The sequence below is a fragment of the Paenibacillus hunanensis genome, from assembly GCF_034055775.1.
Taxonomy (GTDB): Bacteria; Bacillota; Bacilli; order Paenibacillales; family Paenibacillaceae; genus Saccharibacillus; species Saccharibacillus hunanensis.
On the sequence record NZ_CP139194.1, the window covers coordinates 3,395,321 to 3,421,391 of the forward strand.

Annotated in this window: 21 protein-coding genes; 7 read left to right on the forward strand and 14 right to left on the reverse strand. The window is 45.2% G+C overall.

The genetic code is table 11. From position 1 onward, the window contains the following. Positions 1-39 precede the first annotated feature (39 nt). Entirely contained in the window at positions 40-1,032 is a 993-nt protein-coding gene (locus tag SK066_RS13660) for an SDR family oxidoreductase (protein ID WP_320541916.1), read from the reverse strand. 153 nt (positions 1,033-1,185) lie between these two features. On the opposite strand from SK066_RS13660, the gene SK066_RS13665 reads away from it, so the two are divergent. Then, positions 1,186-2,175: a helix-turn-helix transcriptional regulator gene (locus tag SK066_RS13665; protein ID WP_320541917.1), complete on the forward strand. Its 990-nt coding sequence runs from the start codon at positions 1,186-1,188 to the stop codon at positions 2,173-2,175. Between the two features lie 289 nt (positions 2,176-2,464). Here the strand turns inward: SK066_RS13665 and SK066_RS13670 are convergent, their stop codons facing one another. Further along, positions 2,465-3,361 (reverse strand): SDR family oxidoreductase, encoded by an 897-nt coding sequence (locus tag SK066_RS13670; protein WP_188775004.1) that lies wholly within the window; start codon positions 3,359-3,361, stop codon positions 2,465-2,467. Positions 3,362-3,719: 358 nt separating this feature from the next. Then, on the reverse strand, positions 3,720-3,884 hold the full coding sequence (locus SK066_RS13675; RefSeq protein ID WP_188775005.1) for a hypothetical protein: 165 nt from the start codon (positions 3,882-3,884) through the stop codon (positions 3,720-3,722). Between the two features lie 299 nt (positions 3,885-4,183). On the opposite strand from SK066_RS13675, the gene SK066_RS13680 reads away from it, so the two are divergent. Beyond that, positions 4,184-4,915 (forward strand): aminoglycoside 3'-phosphotransferase, encoded by a 732-nt coding sequence (locus SK066_RS13680; protein ID WP_320541918.1) that lies wholly within the window; start codon positions 4,184-4,186, stop codon positions 4,913-4,915. 154 nt (positions 4,916-5,069) lie between these two features. Here the strand turns inward: SK066_RS13680 and SK066_RS13685 are convergent, their stop codons facing one another. From SK066_RS13685 to SK066_RS13735, 11 genes are all read right to left on the reverse strand, one after another. Further along, positions 5,070-5,690, reverse strand: a complete 621-nt coding sequence (locus SK066_RS13685; RefSeq protein ID WP_320541919.1) for a hypothetical protein — start codon at positions 5,688-5,690, stop codon at positions 5,070-5,072. Between the two features lie 196 nt (positions 5,691-5,886). Further along, positions 5,887-6,633 carry a tRNA pseudouridine(38-40) synthase TruA gene (gene truA, locus SK066_RS13690; RefSeq protein WP_320541920.1) on the reverse strand — a complete coding sequence of 249 codons (747 nt, stop codon included), beginning with the start codon at positions 6,631-6,633 and terminating at the stop codon, positions 5,887-5,889. A 453-nt stretch (positions 6,634-7,086) separates the two neighbouring features. Further along, positions 7,087-8,493 (reverse strand): amino acid permease, encoded by a 1,407-nt coding sequence (locus SK066_RS13695; protein WP_320541921.1) that lies wholly within the window; start codon positions 8,491-8,493, stop codon positions 7,087-7,089. Positions 8,494-9,322: 829 nt separating this feature from the next. After that, complete coding sequence (locus SK066_RS13700) at positions 9,323-10,330, reverse strand: hypothetical protein (protein ID WP_320541922.1); 1,008 nt, start codon at positions 10,328-10,330, stop codon at positions 9,323-9,325. After that, a complete protein-coding gene (locus SK066_RS13705) occupies positions 10,330-11,925 on the reverse strand; it encodes an ArnT family glycosyltransferase (RefSeq protein WP_320541923.1) in 1,596 nt (531 codons plus the stop codon). Before SK066_RS13705 ends, SK066_RS13700 begins: the two co-directional genes overlap by 1 nt. A gap of 429 nt (positions 11,926-12,354) precedes the next feature. Continuing rightward, the gene (locus SK066_RS13710) at positions 12,355-13,128 is read right to left on the reverse strand and encodes a hypothetical protein (RefSeq protein ID WP_320541924.1); all 774 of its coding nucleotides are present in this window, start codon (positions 13,126-13,128) and stop codon (positions 12,355-12,357) included. After that, the gene (locus SK066_RS13715) at positions 13,112-13,774 is read right to left on the reverse strand and encodes an RNA polymerase sigma factor (RefSeq protein ID WP_320541925.1); all 663 of its coding nucleotides are present in this window, start codon (positions 13,772-13,774) and stop codon (positions 13,112-13,114) included. The genes SK066_RS13710 and SK066_RS13715 overlap by 17 nt, the downstream gene beginning before the upstream one ends. A gap of 433 nt (positions 13,775-14,207) precedes the next feature. Then, the gene (locus SK066_RS13720; protein WP_320541926.1) at positions 14,208-15,020 is read right to left on the reverse strand and encodes a protease inhibitor I42 family protein; all 813 of its coding nucleotides are present in this window, start codon (positions 15,018-15,020) and stop codon (positions 14,208-14,210) included. Between the two features lie 237 nt (positions 15,021-15,257). Further along, positions 15,258-15,815 (reverse strand): protease inhibitor I42 family protein, encoded by a 558-nt coding sequence (locus SK066_RS13725; protein ID WP_320541927.1) that lies wholly within the window; start codon positions 15,813-15,815, stop codon positions 15,258-15,260. A gap of 477 nt (positions 15,816-16,292) precedes the next feature. Then, on the reverse strand, positions 16,293-17,444 hold the full coding sequence (gene nspC / locus SK066_RS13730; protein WP_320541928.1) for a carboxynorspermidine decarboxylase: 1,152 nt from the start codon (positions 17,442-17,444) through the stop codon (positions 16,293-16,295). Positions 17,445-17,461: 17 nt separating this feature from the next. Further along, a complete protein-coding gene (locus tag SK066_RS13735; protein WP_320541929.1) occupies positions 17,462-18,661 on the reverse strand; it encodes a saccharopine dehydrogenase family protein in 1,200 nt (399 codons plus the stop codon). 953 nt (positions 18,662-19,614) lie between these two features. Between SK066_RS13735 and SK066_RS13740 the strand changes: the two genes are divergently transcribed. From SK066_RS13740 to SK066_RS13760, 5 genes are all read left to right on the forward strand, one after another. Continuing rightward, positions 19,615-21,246 carry a phospholipase C gene (locus SK066_RS13740; RefSeq protein ID WP_320541930.1) on the forward strand — a complete coding sequence of 544 codons (1,632 nt, stop codon included), beginning with the start codon at positions 19,615-19,617 and terminating at the stop codon, positions 21,244-21,246. 174 nt (positions 21,247-21,420) lie between these two features. Beyond that, a complete protein-coding gene (locus SK066_RS13745) occupies positions 21,421-22,662 on the forward strand; it encodes a multicopper oxidase family protein (protein ID WP_320541931.1) in 1,242 nt (413 codons plus the stop codon). Between the two features lie 14 nt (positions 22,663-22,676). Further along, a complete protein-coding gene (locus SK066_RS13750) occupies positions 22,677-24,134 on the forward strand; it encodes a multicopper oxidase family protein (protein WP_320541932.1) in 1,458 nt (485 codons plus the stop codon). Positions 24,135-24,464: 330 nt separating this feature from the next. Continuing rightward, positions 24,465-25,058 carry a GNAT family N-acetyltransferase gene (locus tag SK066_RS13755; protein WP_320541933.1) on the forward strand — a complete coding sequence of 198 codons (594 nt, stop codon included), beginning with the start codon at positions 24,465-24,467 and terminating at the stop codon, positions 25,056-25,058. Positions 25,059-25,254: 196 nt separating this feature from the next. Next, positions 25,255-26,013 carry an SDR family oxidoreductase gene (locus SK066_RS13760; protein ID WP_320541934.1) on the forward strand — a complete coding sequence of 253 codons (759 nt, stop codon included), beginning with the start codon at positions 25,255-25,257 and terminating at the stop codon, positions 26,011-26,013. Positions 26,014-26,071: the final 58 nt, after the last annotated feature.

The window sequence follows — 26,071 nt, forward strand, 5'->3', positions numbered from 1 at the left end:
GGCACAGGGCTACCTTATTGCTTGATATTCGTAACTTTTTCATCCTAGCCCATGAGCAGCAGCATAGCGCCCCCAATGCGGACGGCGTCCATCAATATCGACAATATCGTATTCATCAGACAACTCCCAGCTGGATAACGCTTGACCAGATTTTGCCATATAATCACAATCGGATGCAAGTGCTGCAATAGCACGTCCCACAAAAAACGGAGTCTCTGACTCACGAAAATGCTCGGCATGTGGACGATCGCCGTGAATAGCATCCTGCCAGTTCGATTCATTCACTCGATAATATTCCAGCATTTCCTCTGAGCGCAGAAAGCCTGGAGTGACAGCAATAGCGGCAACACCATGTACCTTGAGCTCTTCTGCCATTGCTGTTGCCATATGAATTGGCGCGATTTTGGCGAGACTGTAGTACAGGTTACCGCGATAGCGATAGTCTGTACCGTCTGTCACTTCGATAATTAGACCTGTACCACGTGCTACAAGAAGTGGTGCAGCATAATGACTCGTAATAAGATGGGTGCGGTATACGCGATCCTGCATGAGTAATCCATTCGGCAACGAATGCTGCCAGAACGGTACGCCCCATTCAGTCAGCTTCTCTCCACCCCATATATCATTCACAACGATATCAAGCTGTCCATCCTGCTCGGCTATAATCTGCTGGAACAAACGCTTCACCTGCTGTTCGTCTGTATGATCCACCTGAACAGCAATACCTTTGCCACCGTAATACTCTACGAATGCCGCTGTTTGTTCAATCGTTTCAGGTCGATTCAGGTCGGAACGCTGCGCTGAGGTTGTCCGTCCGGTACAGTATACCGTAGCCCCTGCTTCACCTAGCATTGCAGCAATACCCCTCCCTGCACCACGCGTAGCTCCAGCGACAAGAGCTACTTTTCCAGCTAATGGTTTGCTGTTAGCTGCTAAGGATAGTGCAACTGAAGGATCTGAGATTATAGATGGCTGTGTTGCTTTGGATACTATGTCTGTGGATGATTGCTTGTTGTCTTCTGATGCATGCATGACGCATTCCTCCTACATAATTTAATCATTTATCGTATCACGTATCACGTATCACGTATCACGTATCACGTATCAACGATTATAATGAAGTATAGCGCTACTAATACGCCATCTTTTGTCATATTAGATGATTATAATAAAGGAGCATACACAATGCGCGCAGATCGCCTTATTCGACTTACTTTACTATTGCAAAATGAAGGAAAGCTGACGACAGTGGAGCTATCGCAGCGACTTGAAGTATCAGAGCGTACTATTTTGCGAGATATGGATGCGCTCAGTGCTTCGGGTATTCCTGTTTACGCTGAGCGCGGCAATCGTGGTGGATGGAGACTAAGCGAAGGTTACCGCACTCGGCTCACTGGACTCAAAGCCAGTGAGCTGGTGACACTACTCCTATCTACTCATTCGCAGCTATTAAGTGATCTGGGTATGAATAATTCTTTTCAAGATGCGCAGCAAAAGATACTTGCCGCCTCTCCTGCAACGATTCATCCGACTATTCAATCGATTCGTAGCAAAATCCATATTGACGGTGCAAGCTGGCATCCACAGGAACAAAATGCTTCCCAGCTTGAGCTTATTCAGGAAGCGTTATTTGCAGAACAAAAGCTATGTATTGTATATACACGCGATGAAGGAAAGCAATCTGTTGAACGCACGCTTTGTCCACTTGGTCTTGTTGCCAAACGCTCGGTGTGGTATCTCGTGGGAAGAGTCGATTCCAGCGAGCATGAGCAGCATCAGCAAGCCGAGCTACGCACCTACCGCGTCTCACGTATTGAAGCTGCTATTCAGCTACATGAACCCTTCACCCCACCAGCAGATTTTGATCTAGCTGCATACTGGGAGCAATCCACGCGGCAATTTCGCCATACTTTACCTCATTATGAAGCTATACTGCGTGTGTCATCTAACCTGTTATCTCGTATAAAGCAGGAACGCTTTATTCACATTTTGCAGCTGGAGCCTTATGAACAGGATTGGTGGGAATTGAAGCTTGATCTAGCCACTTCCCAATATGCATGTCAGCTATTACTCGGCTGGGGATCAGAAGCACGGATTGTACATCCTCCTGAGCTAAAAAAGCAGGTGGTTGAAGCCGCCCATCAGCTAATTGCGGCATATGAGCAAGATTCGTAGGAGCTTAGGCAAAGAGCGATAAACCACGAACGGGAAGATCATCTCTGTTTTATACCAATCCATTAATGTACTCATTAGAATAAAGATACATCAAATAAGCCCGGATAGGCGCAGCTACTGCTGCTACCTATCCGGGCTTATCAAGCGACGATAGAATCGTCTTGTATACAAGCACTCAGCATCCTATTTTGTCGTAGTGCGATGGATTCAGATGATCCTCGCTCATTTATCTGTGATCATAAGCATCAACACAAGCAACGACGCATAGAATCGCTAATGACTATAATCGTTACGGTGTTGGCATACCACCATTGGCATTCAGCGTCTCGCCACTCACATAGCTCGATTCCTGACTTGCCAGGTAGACATACGCGGAAGCCATTTCAACAGGCTGACCTGGACGACCAAGTGGTGTCTGTTCGCCAAACTCCGGCAATACATCCGCAGGCTGTCCGCCAACGATTTGCAGTGGTGTCCAGATTGGACCCGGTGCAACCACGTTAACGCGGATACCTTTTGGTGCTACCTGTTGAGCCAGCGCTTTACTGAATGTGTTAATCGCAGACTTCGTTGTCGCATAGTCCAGCAAAATTTCAGATGGGCTATATGCCTGAATGGACGAGGTATTCACAATGCTGCTGCCCGGCTTCATATGTGGGATCGCAGCTTTGCACACCCAGAATAGTCCATATACATTCGTTTTAAATGTATGGTCAAATTGCTCTGTCGTCAGATCGGCGATATCCTCCACATACTGCTGCTTACCAGCAACGTTAGCCAGAATATCAATACCGCCCAGCTCACGAACCGCTGTCTCCACCAGCTCAATGCAATATTGCTCATCCTTCAGATCGCCTGGTACAGCGACAGCCTTGCGGCCTTCTGCTTCGATCAGCTTCACAACTTCACGTGCATCGTCTTCCTCCTCCGGAAGATACGCCAGCACCACATCTGCGCCTTCGCGTGCATAAGCAATCGCTGCCGCGCGACCGATTCCGCTATCTGCACCCGTTACAATCGCTTTGCGACCTTGGAGTCTGCCTGTGCCACGATAGGACTCTTCGCCGCAATCCGGTACAGGTGTCATTTTAGTCTGCAAGCCCGGTTCGGGTTGCTGCTGTTTAAATTCTGGCCCTGCCTTTGTAAATTGCTTTGTCGGATCTTGCATTGTGTATTGATCTGCCATGATGAATATCCTCCTCATATAGATGGATGTGTACATGCTGTTCTTTTCTTGCATCAATCCCAACTCTTTTTATGTAACCGGGTTTTGTACAGTTCAAACGAGCCTGCTCTATTGTTCACTCCACGAAGAATGGGCATATCATGATCAGGAAATCGTGATCCCCATACTTCGATTGCTTTTATATTTTAAAATGAATCCGATTGCATTCCCATTGATATAGCTTGATACAGTGATAAATCCCTCTATATAGTAGCTAAAAATCTCCACAAAATTACACGCCAAAAAGCCCAATCTCTAACCGTTGCTATCGATCGGGCTTCTTTTATTCATTTGCATCCTATAGGCTACAGGATATTCATTAGAACATTGGCAGCAGATACTTGATTACAAACCACAGTACGATTGCCAAAATGATAATATAAGCTGCATATTTGATAAATGTCGAAGCGACCATCCCGGAATCCGATTTGCGCTCTACACGTACTTCTCGTTTATCGACATCGACATTACGATTTTCGTTCATAACCTCTCGCTCCCTTTCAGGCATTATGCCTCTGGTTGTTAAGTGATTTGAGTGTTATTAAACGGTTTTATTCCTTATGAATCGCCTAGCATATGGAATGCAACGATTATTGTAGCAGGCTGCTTACACGGTGCAAGCAAGCGCTAAAGCAATTGCTGATTAGGCCTGGTGGTTGCTGCAACCGCTAAAATCTATTATGCTGTCGATAGACTATACTCAAGCAGACAATACTAGATTCAACCGAATAAGCTACCTAATCTCAGCACTACCCTATTACATATTGCACAGGAGCCTTGACTATGAAGCAAACTAGAATGAACTACGACCTCTCTACACTACCCGCGTCATTATTGCCCTACATCAATGGAGCAACCATCTATGATAGCAGCTCATCACCACAGGCAAAGACGCTATTGATCGATGGCTCGGAACGACTATTTCTAAAAATCGCTGCTGCGCATACACTGGAGCGAGAGTATCGGATGAATGCATTTCTCCATCAGCATGAGCTTGCACACGCTTCACTCTTATATACAACAGAGCAACAGCAGGATTATCTGCTCACAACTGCCGTAGCTGGTGAGGATGGCGTAGCCGATACCTTTATGCAGCAGCCCGAGCGGCTGGCAGCCGCACTGGGTCACCATCTACGCAGACTGCATACTATTCCTGTCGATGGATGTCCTTATGCTCATCGCAGTGCCGAAATTCTGCTGGAAGCTTCTCCAGCAATGCAGGCTGAGCTGCAAACATCCGGCGACTATACACCTGTAGATGATGTTATCATCCATGGAGATTATTGCCTGCCTAATGTCATCATGAATGATTTTGAGTTGTGCGGATTTATTGACAACGGAGATGGCGGCATTGGTGATCGCCATCATGATCTCGCTTGGGGATTATGGTCGTTGCAATTTAATCTGGAGACGGATCGCTATCATGAGCATTTCTTAGATGCTTATGGACGAAAAGACATCTACGAAAAGGGGATCGTGTATTTCAGCCGTATTATCGATAGTCTGGATTTTTAATCGACATTGTGCCTTTTTAATAGGTACTGTGCCTATTGTTGAGAACCCCATAATCATAAAAATGAAATGAATAACATAAAAGACAAGCCACGTCCTCAAGACGCAGCTTGTCTTTATTTGTCGTGGATGGAATATTCCAGGATTGGATCATCATTCAAACGAGTGGATAAGCAATTTCTGCTATATCCTCCTGTAGATCATCCCATTCCAGCTCATTATTCAATTGCTCAACCAGTTCACGCGTTAATGGTTCCTGCTGGAAAATCCGTTCAATCACCGTACGATCCAGCTCGACCTCATAATATTCCTCCGCCCATGCATGATAATAAGCAGCAACCTCCAGCAATAAACGAAACCATTCACTGCCTGCCTCTGCTTCTGCACCTATAGCACGCCAGCCAGTTTCCTGATGTTCATGCCAGAGTAGACAGGTTACCTGCTCTCCAATAAACGCGGGCTCGCTCAGAAAAGCTTGCATCGTCTCTGGAACCTGCTCCGAGACGCTCTGCATCCCCTGCTGCATAGTCGGATGGGTGATGCCACCTTCAAACGCTTTGATCATCAAGCCGCTACCTGTAAACAGTGCAAAATAATGATCACCCTCGCCGTCTCGCATCGACGCCATCTCTTCTCCACTGTCCCAGTGTGCATTGTAGGAGTAATACCGATATTCCCATTCTGGCATAATGATCGCATCCAGCATAGCTGCTGCTCGAAAATAGTGCTGACATTGCTCAATAGAAGGCAGCTGGCTCAGTACTGTTCTTGTATCCATACGGTATCGCTCCTTATGTATAGAGGAAGTTAGATCACACTGATATGATGTATATAAACGCTACACCGAATATATGCTTCTTCACAGCAATCGGTAAAAATTTGAACACTTCTAAAAGCTAAGGGCTAAAGGCTCCGTTACTGGAGCCTTCTTTTCCGTTATCGGAGCCGTTTTTATGTGATCCATTTCATTCAGTTTACTCGTTCTTAAAACGAATTTGTTCCAAATATAGACCTTCCGCATCCGCCATACCGCCCGTTTGCGATCGATCTTTGGATTGAATAAAGCTGGGGACATCGTTCGGCTGCTTTTCGCCTAATCCAACCGCAATCAGTGTACCGACCATTTTACGAACCATATTGTATAAGAAGCCGTTTCCTGTCACACGCAGCTCGATCATCCCATCCTGTTCACTCAATTCCAGCTGATGAATGGTACGAACCGAATCCTTTTTCTTCGATTTGGCATTAGCATAAGCAGTAAAGTCATGCTCCCCGATAAAATGCGCTGCTGCCTGCTTCATTTTCTCAATATCCAGCGGCTTTACTACATGCATACTGTATTTGCGCAGAAAAGGCTGGCTGTATTCACGATTCCAAATTTTATACAAATACGTCTTCTCGGTCGCATGGAAACGCGCGTGAAAACGCTCATCGACCTGCTCTACCTGGATCACACTAATATCTGGCGGCAAATAATGATTCAAAAAGCTCATTATGCGCTCGGTTGTTAGCTCTTGAACGGTTTTGAAATTCGCTACCTGCTGTAGCGCATGTACGCCTGCATCCGTGCGACTGGAGCCGATAATCTCGATCTGCTCACCGGTCAGCACTGAGATCGCTTTTTCAATTTTGCCTTGAAGGGTACTGTCACTATCACCCAGACGTTGCCAGCCTTTATAGCGGTTGCCATCGTACTGAATCGTTAATTTGTAATTGTTCATGTGCATTGCTCCCGAATCGGTAAATTAAGCGGTGTTCCTAAAATGAATTGGAGGCTCCTGTGGATCATGATATAGCGATGAGCGAAGGTGCCAATTCTTGTAGTGGACTGCCTTCTTTTAGCTTAACAAAAATGGGATTTGAATGATAGCAGAGTGGATTATTTAACATGTGAAAAGCGAGTATGGTAGTGGGGGCACCAAGCGCTCAGGCAAGGAATAAGGGAACGGCCTTGGGTGGAGCCCAGGAATCTCCGAATTGGGAAAGAATGTAGATTCCTGGGCTCCAAAGGCGGCCTTTTCCCTTATTTCCTTGCCATCGCTCTGTGCGGATTGCAGCATATGCAGTTAACACATTTTAATAGGAGTGGCTTTTTTAAATTAACTTTTTTAGTCAGTTTTTTAAGCAACTTTTTTAAGCAGTTACTTTAAAAATATCAAATAAACATTTGACCATCATCTTCTCTGATCGCTTACTTTCTGTACCTCTATTAACTCATTTCGTTTGTCACCTTTACCGATACGGAAGCTAAAGTAACCAATAATCACAATTCCGATAAATACTGCGCCGACGATAAGTGGGACGCGTGTATCGGGATTGAAGCACATACCGAAAAGAACGCAGATCAGATAGATGATAACGATGTAGTTGCTGACCGGGAAGAATAGGGATTTGAAGGTATGTCCCTTGAGCTCTTCGCGATTTTGACGACGGAATCTGAATTGGCTGATTGCTAGAGCGAACCATGGTATCATACCTGGCAAAATGCTGGCGCTGTAGATGTACAGGAACAGCTTGGAATCCGGGAACAGATAGTTGAACAGGACGCCGATCAGCAGTAGCGCGATAGTCGTAATAATACTGTTGCGTGGTACCCCACTATCTGCGGATACTTTGGCAAAAAACTTCGGTGCCTGTCCGTTCTCTGCGAGTGTGTACAGCATACGTCCAGCGCTATAGATACCACTGTTGCAGCCTGACATCGCCGCAGTCAGCACGACAAAGTTGATAATGCCTGCGGCGGCTACGATGCCGACTTTGGCAAAGGTCAGGACGAATGGGCTACCATTTTGTCCGACCTCGTTCCATGGGTAGATCGTTACGATCACGAAGATGGCACCCGCGTAGAAGATCAGAATACGCCAGATAATATTTTTAATGGAGCGACGCAAGGTTTGCTTTGGATTTTCGGCTTCACCGGCTGTAATTCCGATCATCTCGATGCCCTGATAGGCGGCGGTGACGATACAGAGTGCAAACAGGAAGCCTTTTAATCCTCCAGCAAAAAATCCGCCATGACTGTACAGATTCGATAATCCGATCGGTACGCCTCCATTGCCGAGACCGAAGAAGATCATCGCTGTACCCAATATGAGCATGAATACGATCGCGACAATTTTGATCATCGCAAACCAGAATTCAAATTCACCATAGAACTTTACCGCTGCCAGATTGGCGGCTGCAATGATCGCTACCCCTGCCAGAGCAGGCAACCATTGCGGAATATCCGGGAACCAGTAGTTCACATAAATCCCGATCGCAGTGACTTCTGCCATACCAACTGTAACCCATAGAAACCAGTAGCTCCATGCTGTCACAAAACCAGCCAGCGGCCCGATATACCGATGAGCGAATGTAGCAAAGGAGCCTGTAACCGGCTGTACGATCAGCATTTCCCCCATAATACGCATGACAAAAAGCATAATAATCCCTGCCAGCAAGTAAGCTAGCAATACAGATGGCCCTGCCCACTGAATCGTGCTTGACGAGCCCATGAACAGACCGACACCTATCGTTCCGCCCAGTGCAATCAGTTCAATATGTCGTGATTTTAATCCCCTGTTTAATTGCTTTTGCTCCATAAAAAAGCTCCCCTTTATACGAACAACTTTCGTTCTGACAATAAAACGCGTTAATGTAATGCAGAACGACACTGTGCCAGTGTAATGTAAACATTATGTAATTTCAATAGTATGCGGCACACTCCACTGGAGACGGATGTACAAGCAGGTCATACACTGTTTTTATGGAGTGGACAACCCTTATTCTTTTTATAAGCCGCTATAGTTTAGGTATTAGGTCATTTTATACCCATGAATTCAAAATGATTCTTTATTTTTATGTGACTTAGCGTAAAAGAGACTGATTCATGTAGAACGATGGATTATATTTTGTTCTTGATTGCCACATCCTTTACAAAGAAAATGTATCTTTAGCTTAAAATAGTATGTTCCGAAAGGAACTTGTCCATTCCACACGTACTTTTTGAACAAATTGTGACAAAGATAATTAAAGCGCTTTACTAAAACTGTCTTCTTGATATGAACAACCTGCCATCATGATGTTCGTTTTTAGTGTTAAAGCGTTATGTGCGATCAATAATATGATGTATTTTTACATACGGTTTGCAATGAATTAGGATATGTCAGATCCTATATTGGTAGAAAGGATATTTTTGGGTTGGGTTGGGTTGGGTTGGGTTGGGTTGGGTTTTAGTCTATAGGCTAATTGGCAACTATCAAACTAAATGATCCAATACAAAAAGAAAAGACACACCCCTGGGTGCGTCCTTCTCTTTTTCTGACTGCTCATTCAATCTTCTATGCTTCTACGTGTTTATCTTTATTCCAAGCGGTGTTTCCGTGTGTATCATGGAATAGAATTGCACTATACTGCATTTCATTCTTCCACTCATTGCATTGGCAAGATCACAATACGCTTGGCGATGGCTTCGCCTTCCTCATACCAGATCATTACGATATCGCCTGCTTTGAGCTCTGCCTGACTTGTTGCAGTATCGCCGCCTATACCACGCTCACGTGTTGTAGGATCAGATGCTGAACGATCGCCTGGCGTACTGCCAGCACCCGTCGGATCGCCTGGCATAGCCGGGTTACCATTACCGTTCATCCCACCAGCTCCATTACCTGCTGGATCTGTCGTATTGCCCTGCTGTCCAGCACCTGTAGTTGGTGTATCGGAGCGAGAACCCGCGCCCATCCAATTACTACCGCCTGTACCGCCAGCATTTCGATCCATACCGCCGCCACGACCTGAGCGCTCCATTAGTGTCGACATTTCGCTAATCTGAACTTCGTCAGACAGTGTAATCGTCTTCCGCTCGCCTGTTGCGGTATAATCCGATCCGTTTGCACTCGTTCCTGTTCCTTTTTCAATTCCAGCAGCATCTGGCAAGCCTGCTGTGCCCTGATTCGTTGCTGTTTTGTCTGTTGCCGCTTTATCTGTTGTGATTTTATCCGTTGTAGTTTTATCTGTGGTGCTCTTGTCTGTATTTCGTGTTGCAGCATCTGTTTTGCTGGTGCTGGACTCCATCAGCTCTACCTTAACCTTATTCCCATCCACCGCTACCACCCGCGCAATCAGATCTGGATTGGCTAGCTCGCGCATCCCTGCATCACGCATGCCGTTCATCGGTCTCATCATACCAGCACCCGTGCCTGTAGCTGCTGCGCTACTGAGCTTAATATTTTGTGAAGTGATCGGGTTACACGCACTTAGCAGCAGTACACTACCCAGTAGAACGGCCATCGTGGTCAGTACGCGTCGGCGATGATGCGCTATATGGATAACTGAAGGCGCAGGCTGAATATCTTTACCGCTATGCCTGCTTTTCTGCTCAGTCGAGGTCACGCATTCATTTAAATGTATTGAAAATAGAACCTTTTTATGAATAGACATTACTGTTCACCTCTCTTTGTCGACTGCTTTATAGCAAGAAATGACCAGCCCTTGCGATGCAGCAGCCATTCGTATACATCGCGGAAGCCCATATACGACAACACAATAAGAAGCGGATACACCGGGAATACGTAACGCGACTTGATTTCCCATAACAGATAGAAGCCGATAAAACCTAGAATGACGAGCACTAACGATACTTCTTCATAACGCTTCGCACGGAAGCTGGTAATCAAGCGAATCAGCATAAACACATACATCAGGAAGCTAACCGTATAGGCAATCCATAATACACCCAGTCGATAAGGTGAATTGCCAGCAAACAGCTCGGTAATCGGATTGGTATAGCTATAGCTTCCCATAATGCCACGCATACGAAGCCCGTCCTGCGCTGTGCCATCTGTACCGATTCCATAGCGCTCCAGTTGATAAGTGCCCTCCGTCCATGTCCAGATCAGCTTTTTATAATACATTTCGACGAGTTGCTGCGGCGTAGCCTCGGACAGCTTCTGTTCAATCGATTGCTTGTATAGCTCCGCACTCTCTGCCTTCTTATAATCCGCTTCGCGCTGATAGATTATATAGCTCTCCATATTATCCCAGAAGCCAAAGCGTTGCAGGTTAATGCCCATATTCAGCCACATATAGACCGGAGCGGAGTTAGCTGTCACGGAGCCAGACACTTTGCCACTTGCCTGAAGCCAGGCATTTTGCGTCCACGACGGCACATTAAACAGTGCGCCAAGAATCACGAAGCTGAGCAGTAGCTTTTTCCATCCAATGCTACGCAAGCGCAGCAACAGCGTAATCACAATCGCAATCAGGAAAATAACACCGATTCCGCGCAAATAATTCCCTAATGCCAGTAAAATTGCAGCATACACGATATGCCTGATCCGCTGCTCTCGCATAAATCGTAGCGCAAAGTAAAATCCACTAATTAATAGCGATGTTCCTACCACATCGTTATAGATCAGATTATTCATAAATAGCGCTGGAATGAATGTCGCCGCAAATACCAGCACACCATAATCTCGACTCGGACGCTGCGGATTCAGCTGCTTATAGATCAGATAGATCATGCAGGTCGTCAGCAGCATAAATAAAATATTGAATAACTTAATCACAATATAATTATCCGGGAAAATAGCCAGTAATGCTTCCAGATAGAGCACAATCGAGTAGTTAAACGGGAACATATGCAGGTATCCGCCCGCCTGGAAAGTAGAATAATCCCCGTTATACAGCATACTCATTGCTAATCCCAGCACCGTCTGCGAGTCATCCGTTGGCTGACGCGGGAAAATAAAAATAATCGCCAGCTGAATCATAAACGAACCCAGCAGCACAAGCGGAATGATCGTTCGCGGTCGATAAGCCTCCAGCTTCAAGCACAGCCGATACAGCACAAAGGCTAATGCTACCAGAATAAGAATAAGTGGCAGGAAAATCAGCCATTGCTGCTGCTCCAATAGCGGATTATCCGCATACACCGCATAAATATACTCTGCTCGTATAAAAAAGCAGGACACGATAAAGAGAGCTGTAAAAAAGATAAGCAGCCCATATAGCATTTTCTGAAACCAGGTTTGCATGCAAAAACCCCTTTGCGTAGTGTAATGTTTGCCAGCTGTGCAAGGAACCGTATATCCATGATGTGAGATGGAAAAATCGGGGCAGATCGTTTATATTCTCTCGTCTCTGTCGATCTATTGCCGCTATTATAAAGGGCAAACATGAAAAATGCCTGAAAATCAGCACAGAAATGCATAAAATTTATCACTAGCTAGCTTAGGCAGTATTGGCTTAACGATCCAGACAGCAAAAAGTCCCTTATAGGAAGGGCTCACAGAACACTCTAACACTGTTCAGAGTATTCTCCCATCTTATAAGGGACACTTTATAAAGTCATACTGATGAATCCGAGAGACTCCACAATCGATATTAGCTCTCAATCGATACGCTATTCATTGATCGGCACTGCTAATCAATTCGGGTTACTGGGCTTCGGGTGCAAAAAACTTTTATTTTACGGAACGTACTGCTTCAATCAGATGTTCACTATTAATCGGCTGCTGTAGCATGATCGAGTACGTATACCCATTCTGCTCCCATATTGCCAGATTAAAGCCCTTGTCATAGCCTTTCATCGTTATCGAAGCACCATTCTCGATTACTGTACGGATATTGCTATACTCTCCATTATCTCCACTAATATCGCCACTGCCTGGCTGCATGCGGAAGGTTAGATCGTTGCTACTGCCTATATAGCGAATTTCTGCCAGCTTATCAATTACAGAATACTGCGTTTGCGTCGATTGGAATGGTAGTTCCTTCACCTGCTTCACGTCATAACCGACCGCTTTGGTCAGCTCTGCCAGCGAGCTATAGCTCATCGTACCTGTAATTGCCATTGAACGCTCATTTGGTACAGTGCTACTATAAGGCGATACCATATCTGACGACTGCGGCGCGGTAGCAGATTCAGGCGCTTGTTGCTTTCTAGTTTCCGGTGCGTTCGTACCTGTGACCGATTGCTGTTGACTTGTACTTGTACCTGGGGCAAATCCGTGCTGTGCTGCCAGCACGCCTGCTAATACAACAATTAAACTTGCTGCGGTAACCATATATTTGCGATAGCGTGTCCATAGCGTTGGTTTCGCAGGTGGAGCTTGCTGCGGAATATCCATCGTACGAATTCGTCCCATAATGCGCTCATGCATTTCTGGAGTCACTTGAACCCGCTCCATAATCTCGTTGTATTTGTTGCGCTTGCGCGGCTCACTCGTCAAAGTCATACTCCTCCTTCAGTACCTGCTTTAGCTTTTCCCGTGCACGATGGAGCAATGAACGCACAGTCGTTTCCTTTTTACCGATAATCTCTGCGATCGCAGCAGTCGGGTAACCCTCCTGATAAAATAGGTGCATTACCTCACTATACATGTCGGGCAATCGCTTGACCGCCTCCCATACAAATTGAAGCTGTTGCTCTTCGTCCGCAATCAGTCCCTCATCGAGCTCGCTTGTTTGACGAACCCGATTATACCGAATTTTATTTTTACATAAATTAATCGCAACTCGTAGTATCCATGCCTTCTCATGGCTCGGACTATTAAATTCCGGCGCAGATTGCATATACCGAATAATCGTATCCTGCACCATATCTTCCGCTTCCATCATATTGTGCAAATATGAATAGGCTAGACGCAAAATGGAATTCCCGTATTGCTCCAGCACTCTTTCAGCCTGGAGATTCATTTCCTCACGCCTTGCACCGGATGACTCCAGAACCGTTACGTTGTTACGAGCAGCTTCGCTATACGTTTCATGCTGCTCTTTATCGACCATCGTTTTCCAGATCGAAGTCAGGCTTGCAATAGTCTGCTTTACTCTACCTTTCAGCGCTTGAAAAGGATTATATATAGAAGTACCTGTCTCAAACAAAAAATGACCTCCTACACGACAAATTAAGAATGGGTTTCACTTTTGAAATGGGATGATCAGTCATCGAACAGCGCGTTGCTAACGTTAGTCTGTATAAACGGCTTGTTGTTTGTCTTTATCTGACTCCCTTTCATTATACGTGATTATACGGATACTGTCGTTATCGTTTCGGATTCGGGTACTGTATCTAGTACACAACGACAACGGAATGATTGTTGCGCAATTGTTGGAGTTTGTGGCTGAAACTAGCGCTCTCTGTTAGACAGTTATGCCAGTAAAAGTGCCTATTATATCTCTTAAAGATCGATTGCACATGTACGCCACTACAGACAGGCAAAAAACATTCCGAAATAGGGTTCGGAATGCTTTTTGCCCGGTATTGGCATCAGCTTAAAGCTATAACTTACATCATGCTCGCTTTAGGCCACCGTTTTTATTTGACATGTACAGTATACACTACCGTCTTCGCTGGTTTTGCACCCTGTTCCCATGCACGTTCATACTTGAATGTCAGTTTGTAGGTGCCCGGCTTGCTCGCCTGGAATGTCCATGTTTTGTTAGTTGGTGCGCCTACAATCGGATCACTGTCTTTGCTTTTGGAAGCTGTATCCTGTTCAGCTTCTTTCACAAATTTCAGTTGTTCATCGGCTTTATAGCTCCACGCATAGCCGGTCGAGTCGTTTTGCTCCAGCTTAATATCGAATGTTTTGCCTGCTACTGCCTCGATCTTTTTGTTGATCACATTCGATTGATCTGCTGCTTTTTTATCGCTCACTTTGATCGTATAGATGACGGTTTCAGCTGGCTTGGCCTCTTTTTTCCACGCTGGGCCATAATGGAATGTTACTTTATACGTACCTGCCTTGTCGGCTTTGAACTTCCATGTTTTGATCGTTGGTGTGGTCATTGCTTGATTTCCTTTAGGCGCTTTTTCAGACTTGGACACTAATGTGATGCCTTTATCGGTAGTGTACGTCCAGGAATAACCGTTTGATCCGAGTTGTTCGCGATTGATCGTAAATGTTTCACCTGCTGCGACTTCGATCGTTTTGTTGGCTACTTTGGATGTCGCAGTTTTTTGCTGTTCTGTAGCAATTTTTGTTATTGTTACTGGTGCTGCATGGATAACATTCGCTCCTACACTAGTTCCAAGCAATCCGAGGCAACCTGCTGTAATGGCGAGCACTTTCCATACTTGACGATGTGTTGTTTTTTGTGCAGGTTGGTTATTTGTCATTTTTTTCATTTGAATACACTCCTTGTCAACCTGCTGTTACAGGTTGTTTGATTGGGTTTGATTTGACTGCATTGTAAGTTGATCATGTTGCTCTCTTGCTTCTACCCTATATACACCAGCCACTTAGCTATTGTTGCAATGTGGCATACAGATTTAATTATTTTATATTTCATTCGTTCATTGTTCACGTACGGCATGTGCTTGATTTGGTCGTTTCTTGCACAGGTTAAGGATGAAAAATACGGATTACTTTACATGAACGGTATAGACGACCGTTTCCGCTGACGTTGCGTCTTTTTCCCATGCGCGTTCATACTTGAACGTCAATTGGTATGTGCCTGGTTTGGTCGCTTTGAATGTCAATGTTTTGTCATTAGGTGCACCTACGATCGGGATATTCTGTTTGTCGACGCTGGCTGGTACTGAAGATGTTTCGGTTGACTTTACAAAATGAATGTGCGGATCTGCTTTATAGCTCCATGTATAGCCGGTCGATGCATTTTCTTGAAGCTTGATCGTAAAATCCTGATTTGCGTTAACTGTGATCGTTTGATTTACTACTTTAGATTCATTCACTGCTGACGCTCCTTCACTACTTGCGCTAATTACTTGAACAGGTATCGGTTGGCTCATAACGCGTTGACTTACAATGTGTGCACTTAGCTGAGGCGCTGCATAAATCATACTGCTACCTGCTGCCAGTAATGATAGGCAACCTGCTGTTAATGCGATCGCTTTGAATCCATAACGGCGTGTTTTTTTGTTTGTTTTCGTTGTCTGTTGCTGATTGATTGGATTTTTCATTTTGATTATCTCCTCTGTTTTGTACGTTGTTATGCGTACTTTTTATTTCGTATGTTGCTCTGTTAGCTGTTTCTCCGCTGTTGTACGTTGCTGTCTTATGCGCTGGAGTGTTGCTGTGTTGCTTTCTATCTCATATACACGACTCATTTTATAATTGTTGCAACTGTTCCGAATAATATTTAAAAGATTACATATTATTGTCTGACGCTCATATGACTGTTAGTATGTACATCTGTTTCATGAGCAATCATGACTACATTTATCCCATCTGCATAAAACTAAATGGATAGAAAACAAAAACCTCCCGATGCATGAATCGCATCGAGAGGTTTGCAGATTGTATTTTCGTATACTGTATTGTATTGCTTCAATAGTGCTTCATCATCAAGTAACCTCGCCTGTTAAGCAAAGAAATTGTCCCTAAAGACTGGTCTTGCAAAACAGATGCACTCGCTATTCTGCATTCAAAAGCACAGCTTACGACAGGCGTCCGCTGAAATCTTCAAATTCGAATTTACGGATAACACGAGCGCCTTCTTCATCATTGTAGCTTACGATGGAAGGCAGGTTCACACCGTTGAACATATGGTTTTTCACCATGCTGTAGATCGCCATATCGGTAAATACGAGACGATCGCCAGGTTGCAGGGGCTCAGGGAACGAGTAATCACCAATTACATCGCCAGCCAGACAGGTCAGTCCGCCCAGACGATACGTGTGTGGATGCTCGCCCGGTTTGCCGGAACCGATAATATGCGGACGATATGGCATCGCCAGTACATCCGGCATATGGCACTCTGCCGATGTATCGAGAATCGCAATGTCCATTCCATTTTTCATCGTATCCAGAACGGTAGCGACGAGGTAACCCGCATTCAGCGCAATCGCTTCGCCCGGCTCCAGGTACACTTCAACATTGTACGTTTCTTTGATATGCGTAATGCAGCGGCACAGTGTATCGAGATCATAATCTGCACGGGTAATATGGTGTCCTCCACCAAAGTTTACCCATTTCATTCCGTGCATGTACTTACCGAATTTCTCTTCTACAACCTTGAGTGTACGCTCCAGTGTATCGGAGTTTTGCTCACACATCGTATGGAAATGCAGACCATCGATGCCTTCCAGATCGCTTTCATCGAAGTTATCCAGCGTTGTACCCATGCGGGAATAGTTGTAGCAAGGATCATACAGCGGTACTTCAATCTCAGAATACTCCGGATTGATGCGGATACCGCAGCTGATCTTTTTGTCCGCGCTTTGTACGCGGTCTTTGAAACGGTGCCACTGGGAGAACGAGTTGAAAACGATGTGATCGCTATACTTCATCATCTCATCGAATTCTGCATCGACATAAGCCGGTGCATACACATGCGTTTCCTTACCCATTTTCTCATAGCCAAGGCGTGCCTCGAACAGAGAGCTGGACGTTACACCTTTTAAATATTGCCCGATCAACGGGTACAGTGCATGCATCGAGAAGCCCTTTTGAGCCAGCAGGATGTGCGCGCCTGTACGCTGTTGTACGGAATCTAAAATCTCCAGATTTTTCACGAGCAGACGCTCGTCAACAACATAACTTGGAGAGGGAACAGTGCTGTAATCAATCGGTTTCAGGTTATCGGTCATTTCCTTCTCCCTTACCCTTAGTCAAGCAGCGTTGGCGAGAAATCTTCTTGCCAAGGCAGACCTTGTTTGTTCAGTTGCTCCATGAATGGATCCGGGTTCATTTCCTCTACGTTGTACACGCCGGCTTTCATCCACTCGCCTTTGATCATCAGCATTGCGCCGATCATCGCAGGTACGCCTGTAGTGTAAGAGATCGCCTGGGAACCAACCTCACGGTAGCATTCCTGGTGGTCACATACGTTGTACACATAGTATGTTTTCTCTTCGCCATTTTTTGTACCTTGAGCGATAATACCAATGTTTGTTTTACCCTTCGTTCTTGGACCGAGGGAAGCTGGATCAGGCAGGATCGCTTTCAGGAATTGCAGTGGAATAATTTGTTGGCCTTCAAATTCGATTGGCTCGATCGAAGTCATACCTACATTTTCCAGTACTTTCAGGTGAGTCAGATAGTTTTGCGAGAATGTCATCCAGAAACGGATCTTTTTGATACCCGGGATGTTTTTCGCCAGGGACTCCAGCTCTTCATGGTACAGCAGGTAGATATCTTTAGGTCCGATTTCAGGCAGATCGTATACTTTTTTCTCGGACAGTGGAGCTGTTTCGATCCACTCGCCGTTTTCGTAATAACGACCGTTCGCTGTGATTTCACGAATGTTGATCTCAGGGTTAAAGTTTGTTGCAAACGGATACCCGTGGTCACCCGCATTCGCATCCACGATATCGATTGTGTGGATTTCGTCAAAATAGTGCTTTACAGCATAAGCGGAGAATACACCGGTTACGCCTGGGTCAAAGCCGCATCCAAGCAGAGCCATGATGCCAGCTTCTTCAAATTTCTGTTTATAAGCCCACTGCCAGCTGTACTCGAATTTTGCCGTTTCAGGCGGTTCGTAGTTTGCTGTATCCAGGTAGTGAGTCTTGGTCGCAAGACATGCGTCCATAATGGTCAGATCCTGGTACGGAAGCGCAACGTTGATTACAACGTCAGGACGGAAGCTCTCGATCAGAGCGATGATCTCGTCCGTATTGTCGGCATCGAGCTGCGCGGTACTAATCTTGGTCTTCCCTCCGTCCAATTTATTTTTCAAAGCTTCACATTTTTCAACTGTACGGCTTGCGATGCAGATTTCCTCGAATACATCAGGGTTCTGAACGCATTTGTGTACAACCACACTAGCCACGCCGCCGGCGCCGATAATTAACGCTTTTCCCAAAATATTGACCTCCTTAAAGTCCGTTTCGTTTTGCTCTAATCTGTCAGGTTATGCCTGAACATGCTAATGGACAGGTCTCAGTGCTCACCTGCCAATCAAAAACGCCAACGTTGATTATACATAACTATTCGCAGTTAATCAATAAAAATCGACAAATTCCGTTATGGCACATGTTTAGTCACAGTTTTTCTTTAAAATGCTCTGAAATGCACGTTAATACTTGATTTTTCAAGCTTTAGCGCAGTAAATGATGTGGGTATTTTCGATAGGATAAGATTCAATTTTTTAAAATGGATATTTATACGTTTTATATGAATGAAAGAGATTTGCTTTCAAGGAATCGAACTCATGTCATCACCTGAATGATCTGGATTAGAGGATTGCGCTAGATTAAGCTAGTATGGTTCCGTCTTCCATGGAATGGATATTGTAGCTGAGTATAGAGTAGCTATCGTTTATTAGAGCGCAATACGATTACAATAAAATGAGCGTAAAACGATTTCTTGCTCTGCACCAACGTGTATTCAGGGTTATGTACAATGAATATTACATCTGTCACCTTCAAAATCACTTCTCATTATGAAGGAAGATTTATTTTCCGAATGTATATTTATACTTATTACATTATAAATAGTCATGCTATTGATTGCTCTTAACATAAACTCTTCTTTTAGTTCATTATAATCTCGTCTATTTATCTGCTACACGATTATTGATCATTGCCTAGAATGTAGCGATAAAATAACACTGCCTTTACAATCATAGCTGACAGTATTTGATAATTGATTGAAATTGCCTGATGTTAAGCTTATCATGCTGGGTTCCAGCTGCAAGTAAGCAGATTAGCTCCATCCTTACAGTTTTACATGATGTACATAGTTACATTCATTAGATTTAATAAAATAAATCCATACTATATATGCAATTACTTAAATATGTATGGAGGCTTTATCATGACCAAGAAATTGATGTCCACTCCGATTAAGTTGTTTATGGCTACAACGCTTAGCTCACTTCTCGCGTTTACCGCAGCATCTGTTCACCTCCTTCCGCTAACAGCTGAGGCCCAAGCAGCGACTGCACACTCTTCCTCCAAAGCTAATAACACTAACGCTAATGCTTCGATGACAACGACTCCTATTAAGCATGTGGTTGTGTTATTTCAGGAGAATGTCGCATTTGATCATTATTTTGGTACCTATCCGTATGCGCTAAATCCTAAAGGGGAGCCTGCATTCAAGGCTGCTTCTAATACACCGACGGTGAATGGATTGAGTAGCGTTTTATTGACTAAAAATCCTAATGGCGTGAATCCACAGCGACTTGATCGGTCACAGGCATTGACTGCGGACATGGATCATAATTATTCCGCTGAGCAAAGCGCATTTAACGGTGGCAAAATGGATCAATTCGTAAAATATGGTGGTAAAGGCTCAAGCGTAGTTATGGATTATTTTGACGGGAATACGGTAACGGCGATGTGGAACTATGCACAGCATTACACATTAAACGATAATTCATTTGGCACAGGCTATGGCCCATCCACACCGGGTGCGCTGAATCTAATCTCCGGTCAGACGCATGGAGTAAACCTGTATACTGCGAATAGCACGCAGCATGGACAGCTTGCGGATTCCCAGCTTGATACACGTACCATTACCGAGGACAATGATCCATTTTATGATAAAGCATCCAAAGGAACGACTGCCGCGATGGATGATACGAATAAAAACGTCGGCAATTTACTTAATGATAAAGGCATTACATGGGGCTGGTTCCAGGGTGGCTTCCGCAATATTAATGAACAGCACCAAAACATCGGTGGTCATTCAGTGACAGACTACAGCGAGCATCATGAACCATTCCAATATTATAAATCAACCTCGAATCCGAACCATCTTCCACCATCCGCGGCTAGTATGATTGGCAAAACAGATCAAGCTAACCATCAATATGATATGGCGGATTTCTGGACGGCTGCTGATGCAGGGCATCTGCCAGCGGTAAGCTTTCTCAAAGCACCGATGTATGAGGACGGTCATGCTGGCTATTCCGACCCAATCGATGAACAGGTATTTTTGACGAACACGATTAACAAGCTACAACAGCTACCGGAGTGGAAAAGCACAGCAGTCATCATCGCCTACGACGATTCGGATGGCTGGTATGATCATGTGATGGCACCGCTCGTCAATGGCTCCAATGATCCAAAGCTGGATACACTGAATGGACAGGGTGATGCAGGCACACCTAAGCTTGGCGATTATAAGGATCGTGCAGGCTATGGTCCGCGTCTACCATTGCTGATCATTTCGCCATATGCGAAGCAGAACTTTGTCGATAATACGCTGACAGATCAGACAAGTATTTTGAAATTTATCGAAGACAACTGGAAGCTTGGACGTATCGGCGATCATTCGATGGACGAGGTGGCAGGTACATTACTGCATATGTTCGACTTCAATAGCAAGGTTAGAAATACCCCACTCTTCCTTAATCCTCATACCGGTGAGGTCGAGAGTAAACAGGAAGCTGCCGCTCAAGCCAAGCAGTATATCCCACAGATCAGTAAAGATTTGAAGTAATAGGTATTCTTTATACCAACGCTAGCAACCAAGACTGAATGACGTGATGAACATAAACAAGGCTGGATACCGACTACTTTAGTCGATGCGGTATCCAGCTTTGTTTTCATCATCTGAGCATTAATAAGGTATCGTCACAGCGCTGTATATTTTCAATAACGAAGGATGAGATGAATGATGGAACAACTTCTGATTGCCTGTATGCTGCTATTGTTTACATGGATGATCATTAAGACGATCAAGCAAGGTGGCTCGCTTCATATATATGAACCCTATGCCTGGAAGCAAAAGATTGATCGCGTCGTGATCGGCTGTTTGTTGATGACTGTGCTGGCATCCTGGCTTCTCACTACCAGCTCCGTGCCCACCGCCAGCGCGGATCGCATGCCGGATATGCCCGGAATGGACTCTTCGACTACAGGTACAACGACCTCCATGTCTACTGCATCATCAACCGACAGTTCTTCTACAGCATCGACTGGAGCGGATTTCAACTTAACGGATCCCACAATTAAGCAGCAAAATCAGAGCGCTGTTCGTCTCATGAATGAGCAAGCACTCAGCCCTACTATTTTGCCGGACGGAACGAAGCAGTTCGTATTGAATGCTTCTACCTTTGCATGGAGCTTATATCCGGGCAAGGTAATGGAAGGCTGGGGCTTTAATGGTGGTATTCCGGGTTCCTTGATTCGGGTGACTGTTGGTGATCAGGTAGACATTGTTGTAAATAATCACTTGGATGAGCCGATGACGGTACACTGGCATGGCTTGCAGGTGCCCAATGCGATGGATGGCGTACCCGGTATGCCCAATCCAGCAATCGAGCCTAATGGTAGCTTTGACTACAAATTCACGGTCACTAAGCAAATGGTTGGCACTCACTGGTATCACAGTCATTATGATGATGATTTTCAAGTCGATGCGGGAATGTATGGCGCCATTATTGTGGATGATCAGTCAGCTACGCAAGCAAATCAATCTACAACGGCTACTCCAGCCTCGCCTTCCTATGATGTGGATAAGCTATTCATGCTCGGGGCGACCAAGGTCGATGGAGCTGATCCTGAAAATGTATTTACGATCAACGGCAAAGCCTATCCGTATACCCCACAAATGGATATACAAAAAGGACAACGTGTACTGCTCCGCCTCGTTAATGCCAGTGCTGAGGATTATCATGCCATCACACTGGATGGCTATACGTTAACGATTGTTGCTGAGGATGGTCAGCCTTTGCCTGATCCACAGCAGGTTAGTGTCGTGTCTATCGCACCAAGTGAAACGCTGGATGTTGACTTTACCGCTACTCGTGCAGGCGATTGGTGGTTCCATAGCACGATTGCGAGCGAGCTATCCAATCCTGACGATACAGCGGACAATATGGGCGGTATGATGACGCTGATCCATGTGAAGTAAGGAGGCTTGAATAGATGACAAATGATCAGCTATGGACGGGAACAGGCTGTATGATCGCTTGTGTACTAGGCGTTTATCTGTATAACTTGCATTCATCCGTATGGGGGCAACATCATACGCGATGGCTTCGCCAGTTGCAGCATTCTGCTCGATCGAATCAATTTCGAACGCTTATTCCTGTAAAAATAATCGCATTGTTCGTACTCTGTCTGTTGCTCATATCGCTGCCTTCTCAGCCGATGCTTGCGCAATCTGCCTCTACTCTTGCTAATTTTTCTACTTCTTCTATTGCGAGTACCGCTTCTAGTTTGAAGGCGGCTCGTGCAGAACAATCATCTACCAGGGATATTATTCTGAATGAGCCACCGCTTGCAACCAATGCAATCACACCCGGCGTGCTGGATGCAGATACTAACGCCCTGAGCAAAGCAGCGATACGGGCTCAAAATCAAGCGGCACGCAATATTATGAACGAGCAGGCATTACAGCCAAAGGTACTCGCTAACGGAACGAAGCAATTTACATTAACTGCCGCTCCACTCGTCTGGAATTTGTATGAACAGAAAAATGTTCAGGCATGGGGCTACAACGGACAGATTTCCGGACCATTGCTACGTGCAAAGGTCGGCGATACGATCAGCATTGTATTAAAAAATGAATTGCCCGAGCCTACCAGTCTTGGCTTTAGCGGCATCTCTATTCCTGCGGGTATGGGCGGTATTCCGCAGCATTCCGTTGCACCGCATGCTTCATTCCAATATACCTTTACGATCACGAGCGATATGGTTGGTACCCATAGCTATTTCAGCACAACCGATATGGATAAGCAGATCAATCACGGCTTGCATGGTGTACTGCTGATCGATCCCGCACAGGGCAAGGAATACCCTGACGCAGATGTGAACGCGTTATTTGATATCGGCTCCTTTGTGGTCGATCAGAAGGTAGAGGAAAATGTATTCACCTTAAATGGTAAGCCATATCCCAATTCACCTGAGCTATCGATCCAGCAGGGCCAACATGTACTGATTCGTATCGTCAACAGCAGTGCAGAATCCTTCCATGCGATGCATTTGCATGGCTATACATTCAAGCTTGTCGCTCAGGATGGTCATCATCTGAACAAACCTGTAGCGATGAACGTTATTTCCGTTGCGCCGGAAGAAACGGTCGATATCGAATTCACCGCCAATGCACCGGGTACATGGATGTTTCACTGTCATATTCTCGATCACACTATGAATCCAGATGATGATGCAGATGAGATGGGCGGTTTAATGACTAATTTCGTCGTACATGGAACAGAAACTGATTCTTCTAAGCCAGATGATACAATGAGTTCAATGAGTTCAATGAGTTCAATGAGTTCAATGAGTTCAATGAGTTCAATGAGTTCAATGAGTTCAATGAGTTCAATGAGTTCAATGAGTTCAATGGATCATACAAGCTCGATGAATGAAATGGCAAGATAAGCTTTATATACTCATTACGAAATTATTCGCATGAAATTGATGGCACCTAGCTACATCCCCTAATAGTAAAGTGCAGAAATCTACACCTATACTCATTATGTTTACTCCGTAGATTTCTGCACCTACCTAATCTCCCTTGCTCCCTTGCTCCTTGCTCCTTGCTCCTTGCTCCTTGCTCCTTGCTCCTTGCTCCTTGCTCCTTGCTCCTTGCTCCTTGCTCCTTGCTCCTTGCTCCTTGCTCCTTGCTCCTTGCTCCTTGCTCCTTGCTCAAATAGTATGTACGATAGAGCACAAGCTTGCAGAAAATAATGCCAGAAAGGAGCATTTTCTATGCCCAATCGTCCTTCTTCCACGCACCCAATTTTACTAGACATCCCATCGCAATTAGAAAGTGATCGTCTGCTCATTCGAGCACCACAGGCTGGAGATGGAGCCACTATGAATGAAGCGATTCGTGAGAGTATGACCGAGCTACAGCCATGGATGCCATGGGCACAGCAAATTCCCACTGTACAGGAATCCGAGGCCCATTTACGTCTGGCGCAGGTGAAATTCATAGAGCGTCAGGATCTACAGCTACTATTGATTGAGAAATCAACCGGACAATTTGTTGGCAGCAGTGGTCTGCACCAAATAGACTGGCAAGTACGCAAATTCGAGATTGGCTACTGGGTACGAACCTCTTTTACCGGGCAGGGCTATATTAGCGAGGCGGTACGTACGATTACTGATTTTGCAATAGAGCGACTAGGCGCCAATCGGATCGAGATTCGCTGTGACGCGAACAATATACCGAGTGCCAGAGTTGCTGAGCGCTGCGGCTATACATTAGAAGGTACACTTCGTAATTATAAGTTTGATTCGAATGGCTCGCTTACGAATACGATGATCTTTGCCAGAGTACGTGGTGCGGAATATGAATGAATTTTATCATGCTGTCACTACAGCCTATATTTATGGGTAATGGTTCTCAAGCTTGATTGCGATCATCGCATTCAGCACGAGCAGACTTCAATATCGAGCAAAATGAACGGAATCATTGAAGCATTAGGTCTGATCCTGTATGTAGCTATACTCCAAATGCTTGTAGCGACAATAATCCAAGAAATGAGGGATATCGATGAATATGTCAGGAAATACAATTTTGATCACAGGTGGCGCAACAGGAATTGGACTCGCTTTTGCAGAGCGATTTATCGAGGCAGGGAATCGGGTTATTGTATGCGGTCGGCGGGAAGCCGCTTTGCAGGAAGCACAATCCAAGCTAGACGGGCTGGAAATTCGAGTATGCGATCTGAGTGTTGCTTCCGAGCGTATTGCCCTCTTTGATTGGGTGAAGGAGCATTGTCCTGAGGTAAATGTGCTGGTGAATAATGCAGGCATTCAGCAGCGTTTTCATATGCTCAAAGCAGATGCTAGCCGCAACTGGGAATATTTTAGTAAGGAGATTGAAACGAATCTAGACGCACCGCTGCATCTGTGTATGTTGTTCGCTCCATTTTTAGCACAAAAGGAAGCCGCAGCAATCATGAATGTAACGTCCGGGCTGGCGTTTACCCCATTTGCGATTGCGCCGATCTATTCTGCAACCAAGGCAGCACTACATTCGTTTACGATGAGTCTACGTCATCAGCTATCCGAGACTTCGGTTGAAGTGATCGAGGTTGCACCGCCAGCGGTGAATACAGATCTGGGCGGAGCCGATCTGCATACGCATGGCGAGCCGCTGGCTGAATTTGCAGATGGTATTTTTGAAGGGCTCAAGCAAGGCAAGCTGGAGATTGGCTATGGTAGCTCCGCAGACCGTCTGCGAATGTCACGCGATGATATTGATAAATATACCGAGCAGATGTACGCTTCAACGAAAAATATGGTTTAACTATCGATCATCTTCCTTTTTTAGCTCACGGATTATAATATGTATTTGTTAAATATAG